Source organism: Chryseobacterium daecheongense (assembly GCA_027920525.1).
Lineage (GTDB): Bacteria > Bacteroidota > Bacteroidia > Flavobacteriales > Weeksellaceae > Chryseobacterium > Chryseobacterium proteolyticum.
In genome coordinates this window covers 3,692,868-3,711,297 of record CP115858.1, presented here as the reverse complement: position 1 = coordinate 3,711,297, position 18,430 = coordinate 3,692,868, and the positions used below count along the sequence as shown (strand labels likewise).

Here is an 18,430-nt window from a genome sequence, read left to right as displayed (position 1 = left end):
CACAAAAATAAGAATAATTCATAACCCGAAGATTAATCTTTCAAAAGATCAATCTAAACACCTGGCTTTCAAAACGCTTTAACTAACATTCGACCGTAATCAACAAAGATTACTAATTTGGTCTATTTGTAAAAAGAATACTTTTATAATATCTGTGTAAATAATCATATATAATCATTTCAAATATTCTTTGATCGGAAGCAAAAAGTCTATTAATGTTCATATGGAATATACTTTGAAAAAAACTTTGCCCCTTAAACTCTACGGATTGATTAATATTGTCAAATACTTGGCTACTGTTAGTAATACTATAAACAATCCTATTTCTTATTGTTCTATAATTATCTGAAAGAAAGTAGTCAATTAATCTAGGCTTAATTTCTCTGTATTTTTTATCCAGCTGGCTATTGAGGCTTTTATCAGAATTAAATTCTTTCTTAAATGCATAATTATAGTCTTTAAGCCAACTAAGTTTTTCCTCAACAGAAAGATGAAGCATATCCAATGTTTTATCAATATGAAAAAGACTTAATAAAATTTTCTCTTCATCATCCATATATAAACAATCCAAAACTAAACTACTATTGAAAGAGAATAAGGTTTCTGCGTCTTCAATAGTATGTTCACCGTACCTTTCAATCTCCCTACTATAAGTATCAATGAGAATATTAGAGATTTCTCCACTCACCGTATAATCCTCTAGACTTTTGTTTATTTTTTTTAAAATTTCATCATAGCCTCCAGCACTATTTAATTTAAATCTAACCCGTATATGTGATTGAGGATCATGATATCTGATAAAAAACCATTTTGAAATGATATTGCTTTGTAGAAGATAATCAGCTAAAGGCTTGATTGCTTCATCTAAAATATAATCTGCTGTTTTTATTCCGGTATAGATTTTAAAGTATATCCATTCATTACCAGGAGTAAATTTTCTTATAGTTTCAGTTTCCATCTATTGATTCCTATAAAGAGGAAATATAAACTGATGACTAAAATCATCAGCATCATATAAAAACTCCTCAATGAATATTGATTTTTTGCTTTTTATTGTTTGTACAAAAAGCTTGGCCATTTCGTAATTATCCAGGTTTAAAGTCAAAGTATTGTCTGACTTAACCCACCGTATCCAGTTAGGAATTTTTCGAATTTCTCTCCACTCTTTTAAGCTCTGTAAAAACAATTCTTCATCACTAATTAACTGGCTCACGTCAATTATATGCTCATCCGTAATACGCCATTGGGCCTTAGAGAGAATGCTATTCTTGTACTCTACTCTTGGAAGGAAATAATAGATTTTTTTTAAATCCCCCCAATTGAAATATATACCAACTCTACGATCCTGGGCATTAAGATCGGATAAAAAATGATAAACAGGTAAAGAATGAGCAGAATAATTATGTGCATTGCTCAGATAAGGCATAACTTCTTTATTTAATTTTTTAGAACGCAAGACAATCCTATTATTCTTAAAAGAAATATATAAATCATCAATAAAAATCTGATTCTCTATAGGTAAAGTGGATTGTGCCAGATAAGGAATTTCATATTCTCGTAAAGATGGTCTTCTAATCACATTTCCTATCCTTGCTTCTGGCAAATGAATAATCTCTGCATGAATAACATTCTTATTTAATTCTGATTCTTTTTCAGCAATTGCTTTCGTTAAATTTTTTATATCCGATTTTTCTGAACAAAACCTGCCCAGCAAGTTAGCTGCACTCGCACCTCCACTACTGGATATGTATAATTTTTCCTGATCTTCAGCAACTATTATTTCAGCCATGAAGGAGATAGTGTCTGGTAAATCTCCCCAATTTTCATCAAAGCCCTCGAAATCTTGGTCGGAAAGCTTAATCGCATAACTATTTGTTAGGATGCTTTCCTGAACTTTTTTGTTTAAAATAACCTGAACAGGGTTGAACTTGGCATTCAACTCTGACTTCCTTTTTTCTTCAGGAATTACCAGATCATCTAAATAAGGATGCACTCCTTTGGCACTGGCATTTTGCAAATACCCTATACCAATTTCTGTATCCAGAGCATATAATAATGGAATCTCCTCACTTTCAAATCTATTATAAAATGCTTTTTTAAACCTATCAAAATTAGTATCATTATTTTTCAAAGAGATCTTATTTAGAAAACTGATTGTTTCTTTAAGTTCTTTTTTCCAAAAGACCGGCAATGCAAATTGATCTGAAAAATACATATCAGTCTGAAAAAGATATTTGTTTTCGTATTCTATTCCAAAACTTTTGATCAGGTTTTCAATCTCACTATAAACGCCAATGTGATTTCCAAAACAATCATCTAAGCCACTCAACTTATCTTTAATAGATGTCAAAACCCCAATTTCAACTTTTGCCCCAATTTTATCAAGTACAGAAATTAGTTCATCTAAAAAATCATTCCCGGAAACATTAGGATCTATTTCACTTATTAAAACCTGGTTTTCAATAAGTTCTTCAACAAAACCGATAGCCTCTGTTATGGTTATATCCTCTTCAATTAGTATTTCTGCAATTTCAATAATTGTTCGTCCTTCCTTTACGTAATATAATACTTTCTTAAGTTCGTCAGAAAGTGGGGCCGATGATATTATATAATCTCTTTTTCCATTACGAAACTCGTATTCAATAAAGCGAATTTTATTTCCAATTATATGAATACTGTTGTTAGGAAAGAATAAAAGCTTACTTTTAATTTCTGGCACGTTAACTAAATAATCAGCTAATGCAACCAAGAAATACATATCTAAATTAGTTTGACGAATTTTCGTTCCTCCATCATGCTTTTTAACAGTATGTTTAAATTCACCCAACCCTATACCTGAAAACAAACCGAATGGCGTACATCGTGTACTCATACGACCATAATATTTTATTACAGTACTTTTCAGTTTATCTTGTTTTTTAGGCGCAAGCTTTTTCCCTGAATCGAGCCATTGATTAATTTCTTCATAAAGATTTGGAGATGCCAGGTAAATAGATTCCTGAAAAGAAGGCCGTTTACAGATTTCTATCAATTCTTCATCACTAAAAAACCTCTTACTTGAATTTTCTAGAAATTCTTTATTTGAATAGTGAGGTGTGCGGACCACATATTGGTCAAAAAATGAATAGGGAAATTGTGGCATTTATTTTTTTATCTCTTCTACTGGTTGATAGTCTGGATGACCTAGCTGCCAAAAAGCGAAAGCATAAATTAACGAATTTCTTTCATGAATTTTATAAACCGGGTCTTCTATTCCGTGACCAGAATTTTGATTCACTTTTAACAATACTGGATTATTCGATTTCTTATTTGCATTTAATTTTGCTGCAAATTTTATTGATTGCCATGGTGCCACTCTTGTATCATTCATACCAGTAATTAATAAGGTTGACGGGTACTTGATATTCTTCTTAATATGATGGTATGCATCCATTTTCAATAAACTTTTAAAACCTTCTGGATCGTCTATATTTCCAAACTCATCGGCATCAGTGCCTCCAACTCCATTTAATTTGCTTCTTAAAGTATTGAGTGTACCAACTTCAATAATTGCAGTTTTAAATAAATCCGGTCTTTCGGTAATTGCTCTTCCAACAAGGATACCTCCAGCACTTTGTCCCCAAACTGCTATTTTATCAGGGGATGTATATTTTTGATTAATCATATATTCTGTACATGATATTAAATCCTTCCAAGAGTTGGGCTTATTGATTTTTCGCCCATCTAAATGCCATTTCTCTCCTTTTTCTCCACCTCCTCTAACGTGTGCTATAGCCATTATACCACCTTGGTTCGCCCAAAGCAAATAACTTCTTGCAAAAAAAGGCCGAATTGATTCGCCATAAGCTCCATATCCATAAATTAACATCGGAGATTTTCCGTCTTTCTTTAATTTTTTATTATAAATAAGAGATAATGGAATATCTTGATTATCGTGAGATTTTACGGTAATTTCTTCTACAATTATATCTTTAAATTCAGGATAATAAGTTATAGGAACCAAATTTTCCAGTGTAAATAAATTGTTCTTAAGGTCGTATCTGTACCTTTGTTCATCATTTGCCCAACCTGAACAACTAACCCACAATTCAGAAAAATTATTTCCCTTTGATTGCAAATTTATACTTCCACTTACATAAGGAAGTTCTATAAACTTTTGTTTTCCTCTCTTATATAGATACAATTTAGCTTCAACACCATTCTTTGTTGTAGTATAATAAATTCCATCCTTCGTAATAACATAACTTTTAAGAACTTCATCCTTAAATTCAGCGACTAAAACTTCAGGGTTTTTAAAATCTGGATTTTGTACATTCGTTTTACATAATTTAAAATTAGGAGAATTATATCCAGAAAGGAAATAAATTTCATCTCCCACTAAACGAACATAAAATACTTTATCCTCCTTTTTATATAAAGCTTTCCAACTTTTTCTGTTTTTAAAAAAATCGTCTTTATTTATAATAAAAGTATCCCTGTAATCTTCAGCATCCACTAGCATTCCAATGTAATATTGATCATCAGAGTTAAATGCTAAAATACCCGGGTATTTTTCTGTTGCTATATTTAGTTCAGGATTATTTTTCCTTGAAAATACATCTTTTCTTAAATTGGGATTTTCTCCTACTTTATATAGTACGAGTTGCGTGTTTTTAGCAAATAGCTGAGATTTTGGATCAACTACAGGATAATACACATAAAAAAAACCAGAATTATCGTCTAACCATTTAACACCTGCAATAGAAGACGGATTTGCATGAGTAATAATTTCCGGGTGAATACTTCTGTCCTTTACTTCCAGTATTATTATTTCAGATATTTCTTTACCTTTTTCTGATAATGAAATTGCTACTCTGCTACCATCCCAGCTTGGGCTTATAAGATTAATAATGAATTCATGCTCTTCCTCGCTTTTTGTTGAAGAAATAAAATTTGAAGGATCATATAGCATTTCTTCTTTACCGTCAAATCCATCTTTATAATAAAGCTTAGCATATTTTTCATCACCATTTCTTTTTAAATAGAAATACTTATTATTACTTATAATTTTCAGATCTGAAATGAAATAACCTTGTCTTTTTTCAAGTTCAAGTCTTTTATCCAGATAATAGTTTTTGTTAGGAACCTTATTTAAAACCGAGTCTGTATAAATATTTTGTGCATTTATCCATTGCTTGGTTCTATCATCATTTAAATTTTCCAGATTGCGATATTCATCAATAACCGTAGCCCCATAATAACTGTCGGTCACAGGAATTGATGGGGCTAAAGAGGCTTGCGAATATAAAAAATTACTTACAAATGTTATAATTATAAATATTCTAAATTTCATTCTTTTAATTAAAAGCGGTTCCAGATATTGTATCTTTTGGCTTACTTGTATTATCAATATCAGCACAAGTACCCGTATCTTCAAGTCCATCGCCAAAATTCTTAGGACCTCCTCCAATAATTTTGTTCAGGTTGTTAATCTTTACCATCTGAACCTTCTTCAAAGATAGTTTTTTCTCCTTTTTCATTTCATTTAAAGTTTAAGTTAATTCATAGGAGCTGCAAATAAAGTAATTTTTTTGATCATATAGCAATTTACACTTATAAATTTATAAATTCAATACCAAATAAAACAACATAAATCACTAATAAACAATACATTAAATACAAAAAACAATATGTCATCATTTGTCGATATATATATTAAAAAAAGTATAATTTTGCACTCAGTTTATTTGTGAAACAATGAAATCAAAGTACTTCTTATTTCTTATACTATCATTTAATCTATTATTCTCTAAAAGTGCAGTAAATGATACTTTAAAAACGTATAGTTATTCGCAACTAAAAGAAAAATTCTATGACTGTATGCATAATGATAGAATTAGTGATGCTAAAATAATTTCAAAATATTACTTAAATAAAGCAAAAGTTGAAAAAAATGCTGGTGAAATATCTGAAGGATACATTCTTGCACATTTTAATCAAAATCTTAAAAATGCTTTAATTTATATAGATAGTGCCTTTATCAACAAAAAAGGGCTAGATCAAAATATTTATCCGGCAAGGCTATATTTGTTACGAGGTAATTTGTATTTCCGAAATGATAGTTTAAAGCCTGCATTCAATAATTATATGTTAGGGCTGAAATTCGCAAAAGAGAAAAATAATAAAAGACAAATAGCTTTTGCCAATATCAATATAGCCTATTTAAACAACTATATAGGTAAACACACAGAAGCTGCCAAAATTTTAAAATTTTATTTTGACAACGGTATATATTTAAATGAAAATGAACGTAATCAGATCCATTATAATTTAGCCGACACTTATATAGAGATTAATAAAATGGACTCTGCTAAAATACTTATTCAAAAGGGTATTCAATTTTCACTAAAAAATAAAAACACTTATCAATATCATCAATACTTATTTTTAGATGGTTTTTACAATTTAAAACTTAAAAAATTTAATCTTGCAATTGAACAATTATTAAAATGCAAAAAATTCTTTGCAAAAAGTGAAAATGATCTCAATATCAATTATACTTTATTAAACCTGGGTAAAGCTTATGATGGCTTGAAAGAAAAAAATAAAGCTGCAGAAAGTTTTGCTTCAGTAGATTCCATAGTACAGAAAAGCAATAACACATTCCCTGAACTTCGTGAAGTATACACTTATCTGATTAACTATTACAAAGGAAATAATAATAAAGAAAAACAGCTTTATTATATAGATCGTTTCTTAACCGTTGACAAGGTACTCGACTCACAATTCAGATATATTTCAAGGGAATTACCTCGCCAATATGATACTCCCCAACTATTAAAAGAAAAAGAGAATATAATTAATGATTTACAAAACAGAAAAAAAATTCTCTACATCTCAATAAGTATATTATTTATTGGTCTTTTAGTCCTCTTATATCTATATAAAAAATCTAAAAACTCGGAAAAACGGCATCGAGAAATTGCTCAGAAATTAATTCATTCCATAGAAGAAAAGAATAATGCGTTTACAGAACCAGAGCCTAATGTCATAATTACTGAGATCTCTGATAAAAAGATACCATTTAATCAAATTGAATCTAAATCTAAATCAATTCCTGAAGAAGTTGTACAGTTTATTTTAAAGGGATTAGAAAATTTCGAGACCAAGCAACAATTTTTGAAAAAGGGAATTACACTTAGTAGTCTGGCAAAAACTTTAAAAACAAATTCTGCCTATTTATCGGATGTTATTAATACATATAAGGAAAAAAATTTCGCATCATACCTTAATGATCTTCGTATTAATTATGCGTTAACAAGATTAGTTCATGATAAAAAGTTTAGATCTTACAAGCTTTCTGTCATTTCAGAGGAGTTGGGATACAATAATGAACAAGCATTTTCCATTGCTTTTAAGAAAAAAACAGGAACTACACTTTCCATTTACATTAAAGAGGTAGAAAAATCCCATAATCAGAATTAAACTTCAAAATCCTTAACAAAAACCTAATTAACAGATACTTAAATAAAATATATTTATAAATCAATGCCTATACATTTATAAATACACATCCTATTCCTTTTTTTTGAGATGTAATGTTCTGTAAGTTTGCTCTGTAATCAAAAACAAAAATTGATTAACAAATAATATTTTTTAATTGTGCGCACAAAGACAAGAATATTACGCTAATAGCAAACACTCCCGGATGTCAGGGATTATATGACAGAATAAATTATTATTAAAAATCAAAATTAAAACAATGAAAAAACAAGTATCATTAGGCAAATTAAGCTTAAACAAGGAAAAAATCGCTCAACTAAGTGCAGAGGGAATGTCAATTGTAAAAGGAGGAAATTTTGGAGGTAGCACTTGTGCCGGGTTTACTTGTGGATGGTGTACATCTACAATGGATTCTTCTACTACAAAACCACCTAAACCAGAAGAAGGACTAGAGCCTCAAGGTTAAGATTAATAAAATTATAAGAGATTATATTTTGGAACTAGCCCCGTGTATACGGGGTTAATTCCTTAATATAATAACATTAATCACTTATAGATTAGATCTGTTATACTGATTTTTAACACTCAATACGTCACAACATCGAATTACTCTAATTAAGTTCAAATATGCTGTTTGTTGCTCTCTTATTAATAAAACTATTACTCACCACTTTATCATAATTAACTATGAAAACAAAACATATAAATATCAGCAATATTATACACGAGCTGGAACAAGATATAACAGAGAATGTATTTAATACTAATGATAACTCTCTATTCAATGGTAGAGCCGGTGTATTGATTTTATATTATTTATTATATGAGAACACTCAAGATTCTCAATACATTGATAAAATTGGAGATGTAATTACCCAAATTTTTCAAGATATCAATGAAGATAATTATTCTGGTGGCAATTCATTTTGCAATGGTTTGGCAGGAATAGGATATGCCCTGAATCTTTTAAAAAAGAAAAAAATAATTTCAGAAGAATTTGAAGTCGTTTTAAAAGATTTTGACACCATTTTATTGCAAGAAATTGATGCCTGCCTTCACAATAAAAAGTTTGATTTCTTACATGGCGGATTGGGAATAGCACTTTGCCTGTTAGAGAGGGCAAGTGAAAATGTCTTATTACAAGAAAAAATTGATAGTTTTTTTTCAAAATATATTTTCATTGTAGAAGAGCAAATAAAAAAAGATAATAGTTTGGAATTCTTTGATGAATCAGGAGATTATACAGCTAAATATAATTTGGGAATGGCTCATGGACTCATTTCAAACTTATGTCTCCTTATAAAATATTCAAACCAGATATCTCATGATGTAAGATCCATAATTAAGGCCATTTCAGATAAGATATTGGAATTTTATAAAAAAGAAAACTCTTGTCAATTTCCAAGTATTATCTATACAAACAGGGAAAGTACATATAACGCTCCATTAGGATGGTGTTACGGAGACAATATTATTGCATTGGGATTATTAAAAAGTGCTGTCTTTCTGGAAGACTCCTATCTCTATTCTATAGCAGAGCAAGTTGCAATTAATGCATTGAAGAGAGACCATGAACGATTCGTTGTTAAAGATGCCATGATCTGCCACGGTACTGCAGGTGTTTCGTACATCTACGAAAAATTGTATAAAATTACCTCGAATGAAAAATTAAAGGAATCATCTCAAAAATGGTTTGAAACTACTCTCGATTTTTACTCAGTAGACGAAAAGTCTCATAGTTATAAAACTTATGTTGGAGATGATGAATATACCAGTACTATATCATTACTCAATGGAAAAATTGGGATAGCAATTATGCTATTAATGCGAGAAAACAGTAATCTAGATTCAGATTGGGATAATATTTTATTATTAAACTAAGGATATGACTTATACACATTTTAATAAAGCCATCATCAGGACTCCGGCATTGCCATTATCATTTTTTAAAAAAATTTTTGAGCCTACTACGGATATCTGGGAAGTCATAAGACAAAATGATCAAATTAGAATAGCAATCCATTATGCTTCGCCAGAGTTATCAGAACAAATAAATCTTTATCTGAACAATAAAATTACGGATTCTAAAAAGAAAGAAAAACTCGAAAAGTCAGTATTGAAATATTTATCAAGAATGTCTACCAGATCTACCCCTTTTGGTACCTTTTCGGGAATTTCTGTAGTTGAAGAATCTCATCAAAATACCCAACTTTGCATTCCCAATGCAAAATCAGATTATAATCATGTCAAAGTTAAATTTGATATGGAATTCTTATATCAATTATCTGACTATGTTGAAAAGCAGGAATATGTTTTTCCATATTTAAAATATAAGCCCAATAACTCATTATACAAACTTGGTAATAAATACAGATATGTAGAGGTTAGCTTAGAACAGGGAGGGAAAAGTTATGATTTATCATCTGTAGAGTATTCTGAAATTATCGAGGAGCTTTTAAAGTTTTCCAGAGAAGGACGCTACATTCATGAGATGATAGATTTTGATTTAATTAAAGACTATTCCTATGAAGAAAGATCATCCTTTATAAAAGAATTAATTGACGCTCAAATCTTCATGTCTGAATTAAAACCTTCTACGACTGGGGAAAGTCATGAAAATATTATTATTTCCACGTTAATGAGAATTGATAGTGAATGTCATGGAAAAAATACTGAAATTCAGAAGCTAAAGAAAAAAATAGAAGATATTTTGGATAAGGTAGCTACCTTAGATAATCAAAATTTTGAAAATCACACCCAAGAACTGGAAGAGCTATACCAATCTATAAGAAGTATTGGGAATTTATATTTTACAAAAAGTAAATTATTACAAGCTGATTTAATAAAAGAGCCTAATAACTCATCTTTTGATTCTGAAAACATTAAGATTATATACGAGGCAATGGACGCTTTAACCAGACTCAGTTTAAAAGGTAGAGAAAATTCTGAACTAAAAGCCTTTAAAAAGAGTTTTGCTAAGAGATATGAAAACCAATGGGTCTCTGTAGCAGATGCCGTTGATATGGAATACGGTATCGGATATGGAGACAAAAGTGGTACCCATAAAAATTATTTGGTTGATGATTTTCAATACACAGCTAGAAATAGATCACCTCTAACAAAAATTACATGGGACAATAGTTTACACGATTTTTGGAAAGACAAAATACTAGCTGGCTTATCAAATCATTCCAGCGATATTGAGATCACAGAATCTGAACTTAAAAAATTCCCTAAAGACGAAAAATCACTTAGTGCGACGTTTTGTGTATCAACATCTCTTGTTAGCAATGAAGAAAATAATAAAAAAATATTCTTAAAATATGCTGGGGGACCTACAGCCAACTTCCTAATTGGAAGATTTTCAACAATAGATGATCAAATCAAAGATCTTTATCATGACATTGTGGACGCCGAGGAAAAAATTCATCATGATAAAATTGTTGCTGAGCTCAACCACCTTCCTCAGGATCGGTTAGGAAATGTTATGCACAGGGCAAATTCAAGAAAATATGAAATACCTTATTTAGTAAATTCAAGTGTAGATCAAGAATATCAGATCCCAATTTCAGATTTGGAAATAAAACTTGTTAATGATGAATTTATATTAAGGTCAAAACAAAAGAAAAAAGAAGTCTTACCTTATTTAAGTTGTGCTTTAAATTACAAAGCAAAAGGATTACCAATTTTCACATTTTTAGCCGAACTTCAGGAACTTCAGGGGACTGGAAGCTATGCATTGGATTTAGGTTTTTTACCCGACTTCTTCGAAAGAATCCCAAGAATAAATTATAAAAACATCATTTTAAGAAAGGCATCCTGGAAAATACCAAAATCAATTATTGAGGCCCTGGAAAATACTTCTTCAGATCACGAATTGTTGGAAGCATGGGAAAAGTATACAAAAGAAAAAGGAATTCCAGCCTTCTTTAGTATCAGTATGTTTGATAATGAAATGATGATTAATTCACATCATGCTACATCTTTGAAAATATTTATTGAAGAAGCTAAAAAACATTCCGTAATTAATATACAAGAGTCTATATTGGAAGAATATAATGCGATCAAAGATATTGACGGAAATGAGTATCATAACGAAATGCTTTACTTTTTCAAAAAACAAATTCCGGCTAAGAAAAGTTCTAATGATATTTATTGTTCTGAAAAAGAATTGAGTGCTCAAAGAAATTATATAATTGGAAGTGATTGGACATATTATAATATCTATATGGGATCTAATCAATCTGATAAAGTTTTAACTGATCTAAAGGAAGAACTTGATGTATTAGTAGAAAACAAAAGTATTGACAAGTGGTTTTTTATTAGATATAACGATCCAGACTATCATTTAAGATTAAGAATTTTCAGCAATAAACAATCATCAATACCTCATTTAGCTTTAAATAAAGTATTCAATGCCTTATATCAAGATAAACGAATCATAGATATTTCTCAAAATACTTATAAAAGAGAATTAGAAAGGTATGGGGCGAAAACTATCGAGCCTGTTGAAAGTATATTCTTTCACGACAGCATGATGTTGACAGAATTGTTAACAGTAATCACTCATAATTATCAAAATCCTGAAGAGATCAAATGGAAAGCGGGAATTTATATTGTACACAAATATATAGAAGCATTTAATATTTCTTTGGAAGACGCTTGTCAATATGCAAGCAATGTTTGTGATTACTTTACTAACGAATTTTCGTTCAGCAGGGAAACAATCGTCCAGCTAGATAAGGATTATAATCAAAAGAGAATCTATTATAAGAATCTTATAGATGAAAAGAAAGTAGAAGATATAGAAGAAGGAGAAATATTATTTCAAATTATAGATCATTACTTTAGCTTAATAAGGGAAGAAATAATCCTGCATCAGCTTTCTCATGATAAATTAGTAGAAAGTATTATACATATGAGTGTCAATAGGCTTTTTACTAATAAACAAAGACTATACGAGTTTTCATTATACCATATCCTTAAAAGATATTATAATCAAAAGATCAATCAGAATAAAGTAAAAAAGCCGGTTGAGATTTTAGCAAAATAAGGTTTTTAAAGGGAATTACGTCTCTTCTGGTAATACAGCTTAGAAGAATGAATGATGAAGTTATCTTTATTTATACAAATACTTTTGAAATGGAAATAAACAAAAATATTATGCTAAGTAGACTCAAAGTGGTTTATATCCTCCTATTTATATGGATTAATAATTCCACTATAAAATCACAGGAATACAAACATACTTCTATAAATATGGAAACAGGGAAAAACCTGAAACAAGTAATAAATGCCTTTGATATAAAAAGTATTATTGGCTTAGGGGAAGGAACACATGGCACTAAAGAATTTAATGATGTTAGAATAGCATTAATAAAGGAACTTGTCAATAAAGGTTATAAAACAATAATTTTTGAAAATGCATTCGGTGATACTTATTTCCTTAATCAGGAATTAAATTCTGAAGTCCCTTTGTCTACTGTGATGCAGAATAATCTTTTATCCATATGGCAAACAGACGAAGTTAAAAATTTCCTTACATGGATTAGACTTTACAATCAAAAACATTCAGATAAAATTACTTTGTATGGAGCTGATTTTAATTATGTATCTAATGCAATTAAAATTCTGCAGCAACAACTTGGATCAAATAATGAAGATATAAATAAGGATCTTTTAAGGCTAAAAGAAATTGGAAATATCCAGGATTCTATCTGGAATAAACAAAATGACAAAAATTTTAAGATTGATATGAATACTCTCATAGAAAATGGGAATGAAGGATATGAACTTACACAAAAAATTGATGCATTTACAAAGCAAAATACAATGAAATCCTCTAAGTCTTCATTAGAATTAGCCCTTGCCAATTGTACCTACGCTTTTTCAACTTTTTATGCAGCAAAGAAGAAGACAGAGGAAAAATCAAGAGATGAATTAATGGCAAATATGATTTCAAAAATTCAGGAAGAAAAAAAGAAAGTCATCATATGGGCACATTCTGCGCACATTTCTTTTCAATTTCCTTATAATGTTACAGATCTAGCTATGGGAGGATACCTAAAGCAACATTACGGTGATAAATATTATGCATTGGGAACTTTAACCGCTAAGGGAACTTATAGTGCAACACTTGATAGAATTGACACAAAAAACAATAGTTTTAAATCCTATACCCTTAACCCTATCGTAGAGAAATCATGGGAATATTATTTCTCCCAAAACAAAGACACTATGTTCTTCATCGATTTACATCAAAACTCTAATCTGAAGAAACTGCTGAAAATGAAGTTTATTGGTTATGGTCCTGAAAGGGAAGACTCCTATACTAAAGACATTAATATTAGTGACTTCTTTGATGGCATTATTTTTATCAAAAATACATCCGCAGCTGTACATACCCTTTAAAATATGTCACCTTGCAAAAATTCAGCAAATCTCCATTTTAGCATATATAAATGATTAACAATAATTTACTAAATCTCTATTAACACATAATAAGCAACGAAATTCAAAAATCAGTCTTAAGTCACCTATAAAGGAAGAAATATTTGTTTTATTAAAACATCTTTGTATTTTAGATAAAAAAATTAACATGACCTTAGATAAACTAATCAACTACTTAAAACTTGATAAGCAGGAGTTCATTTTCCAGTTTAATTCGCATCCCAATTATCCTTCAGCACTTGCTTTTAGTGATACGCTCAACTTTTTGGGTGTAAGAAATGATGCTTATGAATTGGATAAAGAATATTGGGATGAACTTCCTGAAGAATTTATTGCAATTGTAGATAATTCTTTCTCTTTGGTTAAGAAAACGGGAACTCAATATTCCGTTTATTCTGATAAATCAAAGACATTAAATAAAGATGAACTTCACAAAAATGCGACCAATTTTGTTTTGTTATTTGAGAAAACAGAAAATGCAGAACAAAAAATATCAAATTACAAACCTTTTATATATGCAATTCTTGCCGTAATCCTTTTATATTCCATTCTGAATTTTTCATGGTTTGAAATCCTCTTTAATTTCTTATCATTAGTGGGAGTCTATATTTCACTGGAAATTTTTAATCAAAAATTTGGGAATACATCAGCAGTAATTGGTAGCATTTGTGGTGATACATCAGCAAATCAGATTAAGAATTCTTGTAATAAAATTATTAATGAAGATAAAACAAGTATTCTGGGATTGAAATTTTCTGATTTCTCTTTAATCTATTTTGTTGGAATTACAGTATTGGGATTATTTTTGCCTGCAACAAGTTATGTAATAAAGGGCTTTACCATTGTTTCCCTTATTGCCATTGGTTATTCACTATATGTTCAGGCTTTTGTAGAAAAAACTTTTTGTAGAGTTTGCCTATTAATCATTTCAGTTCTTGTAGCACAACTTATTTTAACATTATTCTTTTTTGAAAACTCTTATTTCAATGCAAATATTGCCATTTTAAGCATATTATTATGGGGAATTACTTTTTTTGCGGTTTCTTATTTCAATACTTTGCTTACAGATAAGGAATCTCTTCAAAAGTCGAATGCAAAAAATTTAAGATTTAAAAGAAATTATGATCTGTTTAAAAGAGAGCTTTTAGATAAGGAAAAAATTACTTTCAGTGATAACGAAACTTTTTCACTGGGAAATAAAGATGCAAAAATCCATATTTTAGTGGTTTCAAATCCTTATTGTGGTTTTTGCAAGGGTGCACATGAAATTTTAGAAAGTCTTTTAAAAAAATATCCGAATGAAATTTCTGCCCAGATAAGATTCAATTATTTTGCAGAAAAATCCAACGAAAAAGCAACAGGCCTCCTATCAGATTTTATGAGTATCTATAAGAACAAGCATGAAAGTGAGTTTTTAAAAATAGTAGAAACCTGGTTTGAAAATAAAGATGAAAAACAAATCAGAGATCTGGCAGGTACTAATGGCCAATTAGAGGATCTTAATTCATTAAACGAGATGTCAAAAGAAAATCTAAATGCGGGATTAAGCTTTACTCCTATTTTAATTATTAACGGATTTCAGTTTCCTGACAAATATGATCGTGAGGATATTCATTATTTCATTGATGAATTAATTGAGGATGATGAAATTTAAAATAATTACAATAATTTAACAAATTTCACTAATTTAGGAAAAAAATAACCATCATTATACAAGTCATCACAGTGCTTACACTGATCGAAAACTAATAGCATGAAAAACATACCACTTTTTTCACATCAGAATCCTAAAAGCATTCAAATAGAATCTTTAATCAGCAGACCATTATCCAACGGAAGACTTGTGTTATATTCTGATTATTGTCCTTCAGAAATTTGCAGGGTAATAATGTCCAAAAGATGTTTACTGATGGACGGCAATTACTAGAAATAATGACAATTAGTATAAAAAATATTAATAAAAAATGTCGTCAAAATATGACGGCATTTTTAAATGATTTTGAATTTTGAAGAAATTTCCTTTTTACAGGCAACCTGACGCTAAAGACTGTGGTCCTACATGTCTTAGAATAGTCAGCAAACATTATGGTAAAAGTATATCGTTACAACAAATCCGCAGCCTTTCTGAAACTACACGTGAAGGAAGTAGTTTATTAGGGCTGAGTGATGCTGCTGAGGATTTAGGATTCCGTTCATTAGGAGTTCAGGTGGACTTTAATACTTTTGTTGAAGAAGTTCCTTTTCCATGTATAGTACATTGGAATAAGAATCACTTTGTCGTAGTCTATAAAGTTGATAAAAATAATAAAGTATATATTTCTGATCCAAGTTATGGACTCATCACCTACAATAAAGACGAGTTTATCAAATTATGGATTGGTGAAAATGCCACTGAAAATACAGAGGAAGGAATTGTTCTTATCCTGGAAACAACTCCAGCTTTCTTTCAAACAGAATTTGATGATCAGGAAAGTAAGGCTAGTTTTTCCTTTCTTTCTAAATATTTATTTAAATATAAGTCTTTGGTTATTCAGCTTGCTGTAGGATTATTGGCAGGAAGTTTATTATCCCTTTTATTCCCTTTTCTTACTCAGAGTATCGTAGATGTGGGAATACAAAACCAGGATCTGCATTTTATTTACCTGGTCTTACTTGCACAAATCATGCTTTTTATAGGAAGGATGGGAATTGAAGTTATTCGAAGCTGGATTTTACTTCACCTTTCTGCAAGAATCAACATCTCTATTATTTCGGATTTCTTTATCAAACTTATGAAACTCCCTATCAGTTTCTTTGATACAAGAATGACAGGAGATATTATGCAGAGAATTAATGACCATCATCGAATTGAGCAGCTTCTGACCAATTCATCACTTAACACGTTATTTTCACTTGTTAACCTAATTATCTTCAGTATAGTATTACTTCTTTATGATTACAGACTGTTTATTGTTTACCTCGTGGGAGCTATCTTATATATCGGATGGATCACATTCTTTTTAGGCAAAAGAAAAGAGCTGGATTATAAAAGATTTTCCCAGGTTTCTCAGGAACAAAGTAAAGTTATCGAACTGATCAATGGAATGCAGGAGATAAAAATGCATAATGCAGAGAAACAGAAACGTTGGGATTGGGAATTTCTTCAGGTTAAGCTGTTTAAAATCAGGATCAAATCTCTTTCTTTAGAACAATGGCAATCTGTAGGAGGTAACTTTATTAATCAGATGAAGGATATTCTGGTAAGCTTTCTTTCCGCTAAACTGGTTTTAGATGGAAACCTCACGTTAGGGATGATGCTTTCTGTACAGTATATCATAGGCCAGCTTAACAGTCCTCTTTTACAGCTCATTGATTTTATCAAACAAACCCAGGATGCTAAAATTTCCCTTGAAAGACTAGGAGAAATACATGATAAAGAGGACGAAGAGAATAAAGATGAACAATATGTTTCAGACCTTCCTCAAAAGGATATTGACATAGAAAATCTTTCATTCAGATATATAGGCTCGGATTCTTATGTGTTTGAAAATCTTAATCTGAGTATTCCATATCAAAAAACAACAGCAATTGTGGGAGCCAGTGGAAGCGGTAAAACAACTTTGCTCAAACTGTTAATGAAATTTTATGAACCCAATCAGGGAGATATTAAAATTGGTAACACAAAACTAACAAATGTTTCACCCAGATTCTGGAGGGATCATTGTGGTGTTGTTATGCAAGAAGGCTATATCTTCAATGATACCATTGCTAATAATATCGCGATAGGTGAAGATCATATTGATAAAAAGAAGCTACGGAAAGCAGTAGAAATAGCGAATATAAAAGAGTTTATTGAAGAACTTCCACTAAGCTATAATACCAAAATAGGAAATGAAGGTGTGGGCGTAAGTGGTGGACAAAAGCAAAGGCTCTTCATCGCAAGGGCAGTTTATAAATCCCCGGAATACATTTTCTTTGATGAAGCAACTTCCGCATTGGATGCAAACAATGAAAAAGTAATTATGGAAAATCTTGAACAGTTTTTCAAAGGTAAAACAGCCATTGTCATTGCTCATAGACTCTCCACCGTAAAGCATGCAGATAAGATTATTGTTTTAGATAAAGGAAAGGTAGTGGAAGAAGGAAGCCATACTGAGCTTGTTGCTCTGAAGGGGGAATATTACAGACTCGTAAAAAATCAGCTTGAATTAGGAAATTAATCTGTGTTTTTTATTAACTTCACTATACTAATCCCATAAAATATTAATTATGAACAATTTAAAAAAAATCAAAAGACAAGTTTTAAAAGAAGTAAATGGTGCAGGCCCAATTCCTGCATACCCATGCAATTGTTTTTGCATTATAGGAAATGATAAAGTGTGGAATGCATGCAACAGATATTGCCCGGGAGGAGTAATTCCAGGTGTTGAAATGGGAAATGATCCCAAATGTGATTATAATTTACCCCTATAATTTTTAGCATTATAGAGATTAAAGCAAAATCCTCTATTTGAGGATT

13 protein-coding genes are annotated in these 18,430 nt (G+C 30.3%); 9 read left to right on the top strand and 4 right to left on the bottom strand.

Features of this window, described 5'->3' with window-relative positions; all coding sequences use genetic code 11:
• Positions 1–112 precede the first annotated feature (112 nt).
• The 4 genes from PFY10_16510 to PFY10_16495 are packed head-to-tail and all read right to left on the bottom strand — an operon-like array spanning position 113 to position 5,519.
• Positions 113–958 carry a thiopeptide-type bacteriocin biosynthesis protein gene (locus tag PFY10_16510; GenBank protein ID WBV55825.1) on the bottom strand — a complete coding sequence of 282 codons (846 nt, stop codon included), beginning with the start codon at positions 956–958 and terminating at the stop codon, positions 113–115.
• Entirely contained in the window at positions 959–3,142 is a 2,184-nt protein-coding gene (locus PFY10_16505) for a lantibiotic dehydratase family protein (protein ID WBV55824.1), read from the bottom strand.
• Positions 3,143–5,332, bottom strand: a complete 2,190-nt coding sequence (locus PFY10_16500; protein ID WBV55823.1) for a prolyl oligopeptidase family serine peptidase — start codon at positions 5,330–5,332, stop codon at positions 3,143–3,145.
• 4 nt (positions 5,333–5,336) lie between these two features.
• Positions 5,337–5,519 carry a hypothetical protein gene (locus PFY10_16495; GenBank protein WBV55822.1) on the bottom strand — a complete coding sequence of 61 codons (183 nt, stop codon included), beginning with the start codon at positions 5,517–5,519 and terminating at the stop codon, positions 5,337–5,339.
• A 340-nt stretch (positions 5,520–5,859) separates the two neighbouring features.
• On the opposite strand from PFY10_16495, the gene PFY10_16490 reads away from it, so the two are divergent.
• From PFY10_16490 to PFY10_16450, 9 genes are all read left to right on the top strand, one after another.
• On the top strand, positions 5,860–7,464 hold the full coding sequence (locus PFY10_16490) for a helix-turn-helix domain-containing protein (protein ID WBV55821.1): 1,605 nt from the start codon (positions 5,860–5,862) through the stop codon (positions 7,462–7,464).
• 277 nt (positions 7,465–7,741) lie between these two features.
• Positions 7,742–7,948: a class I lanthipeptide gene (locus tag PFY10_16485; GenBank protein ID WBV55820.1), complete on the top strand. Its 207-nt coding sequence runs from the start codon at positions 7,742–7,744 to the stop codon at positions 7,946–7,948.
• A 221-nt stretch (positions 7,949–8,169) separates the two neighbouring features.
• A complete protein-coding gene (locus tag PFY10_16480; GenBank protein WBV55819.1) occupies positions 8,170–9,363 on the top strand; it encodes a lanthionine synthetase C family protein in 1,194 nt (397 codons plus the stop codon).
• A gap of 4 nt (positions 9,364–9,367) precedes the next feature.
• Positions 9,368–12,535, top strand: coding sequence for a lantibiotic dehydratase (locus PFY10_16475; protein WBV55818.1), 3,168 nt, complete (start codon positions 9,368–9,370; stop codon positions 12,533–12,535).
• A 110-nt stretch (positions 12,536–12,645) separates the two neighbouring features.
• Positions 12,646–13,893, top strand: coding sequence for an erythromycin esterase family protein (locus PFY10_16470; GenBank protein WBV55817.1), 1,248 nt, complete (start codon positions 12,646–12,648; stop codon positions 13,891–13,893).
• A gap of 187 nt (positions 13,894–14,080) precedes the next feature.
• Positions 14,081–15,586, top strand: a complete 1,506-nt coding sequence (locus tag PFY10_16465) for a thioredoxin domain-containing protein (GenBank protein ID WBV55816.1) — start codon at positions 14,081–14,083, stop codon at positions 15,584–15,586.
• Between the two features lie 99 nt (positions 15,587–15,685).
• The gene (locus PFY10_16460) at positions 15,686–15,859 is read left to right on the top strand and encodes a hypothetical protein (protein ID WBV55815.1); all 174 of its coding nucleotides are present in this window, start codon (positions 15,686–15,688) and stop codon (positions 15,857–15,859) included.
• A gap of 79 nt (positions 15,860–15,938) precedes the next feature.
• Entirely contained in the window at positions 15,939–18,131 is a 2,193-nt protein-coding gene (locus PFY10_16455; GenBank protein ID WBV55814.1) for a peptidase domain-containing ABC transporter, read from the top strand.
• A 49-nt stretch (positions 18,132–18,180) separates the two neighbouring features.
• Positions 18,181–18,384 carry a hypothetical protein gene (locus tag PFY10_16450; GenBank protein WBV55813.1) on the top strand — a complete coding sequence of 68 codons (204 nt, stop codon included), beginning with the start codon at positions 18,181–18,183 and terminating at the stop codon, positions 18,382–18,384.
• Positions 18,385–18,430 lie beyond the last annotated feature (46 nt).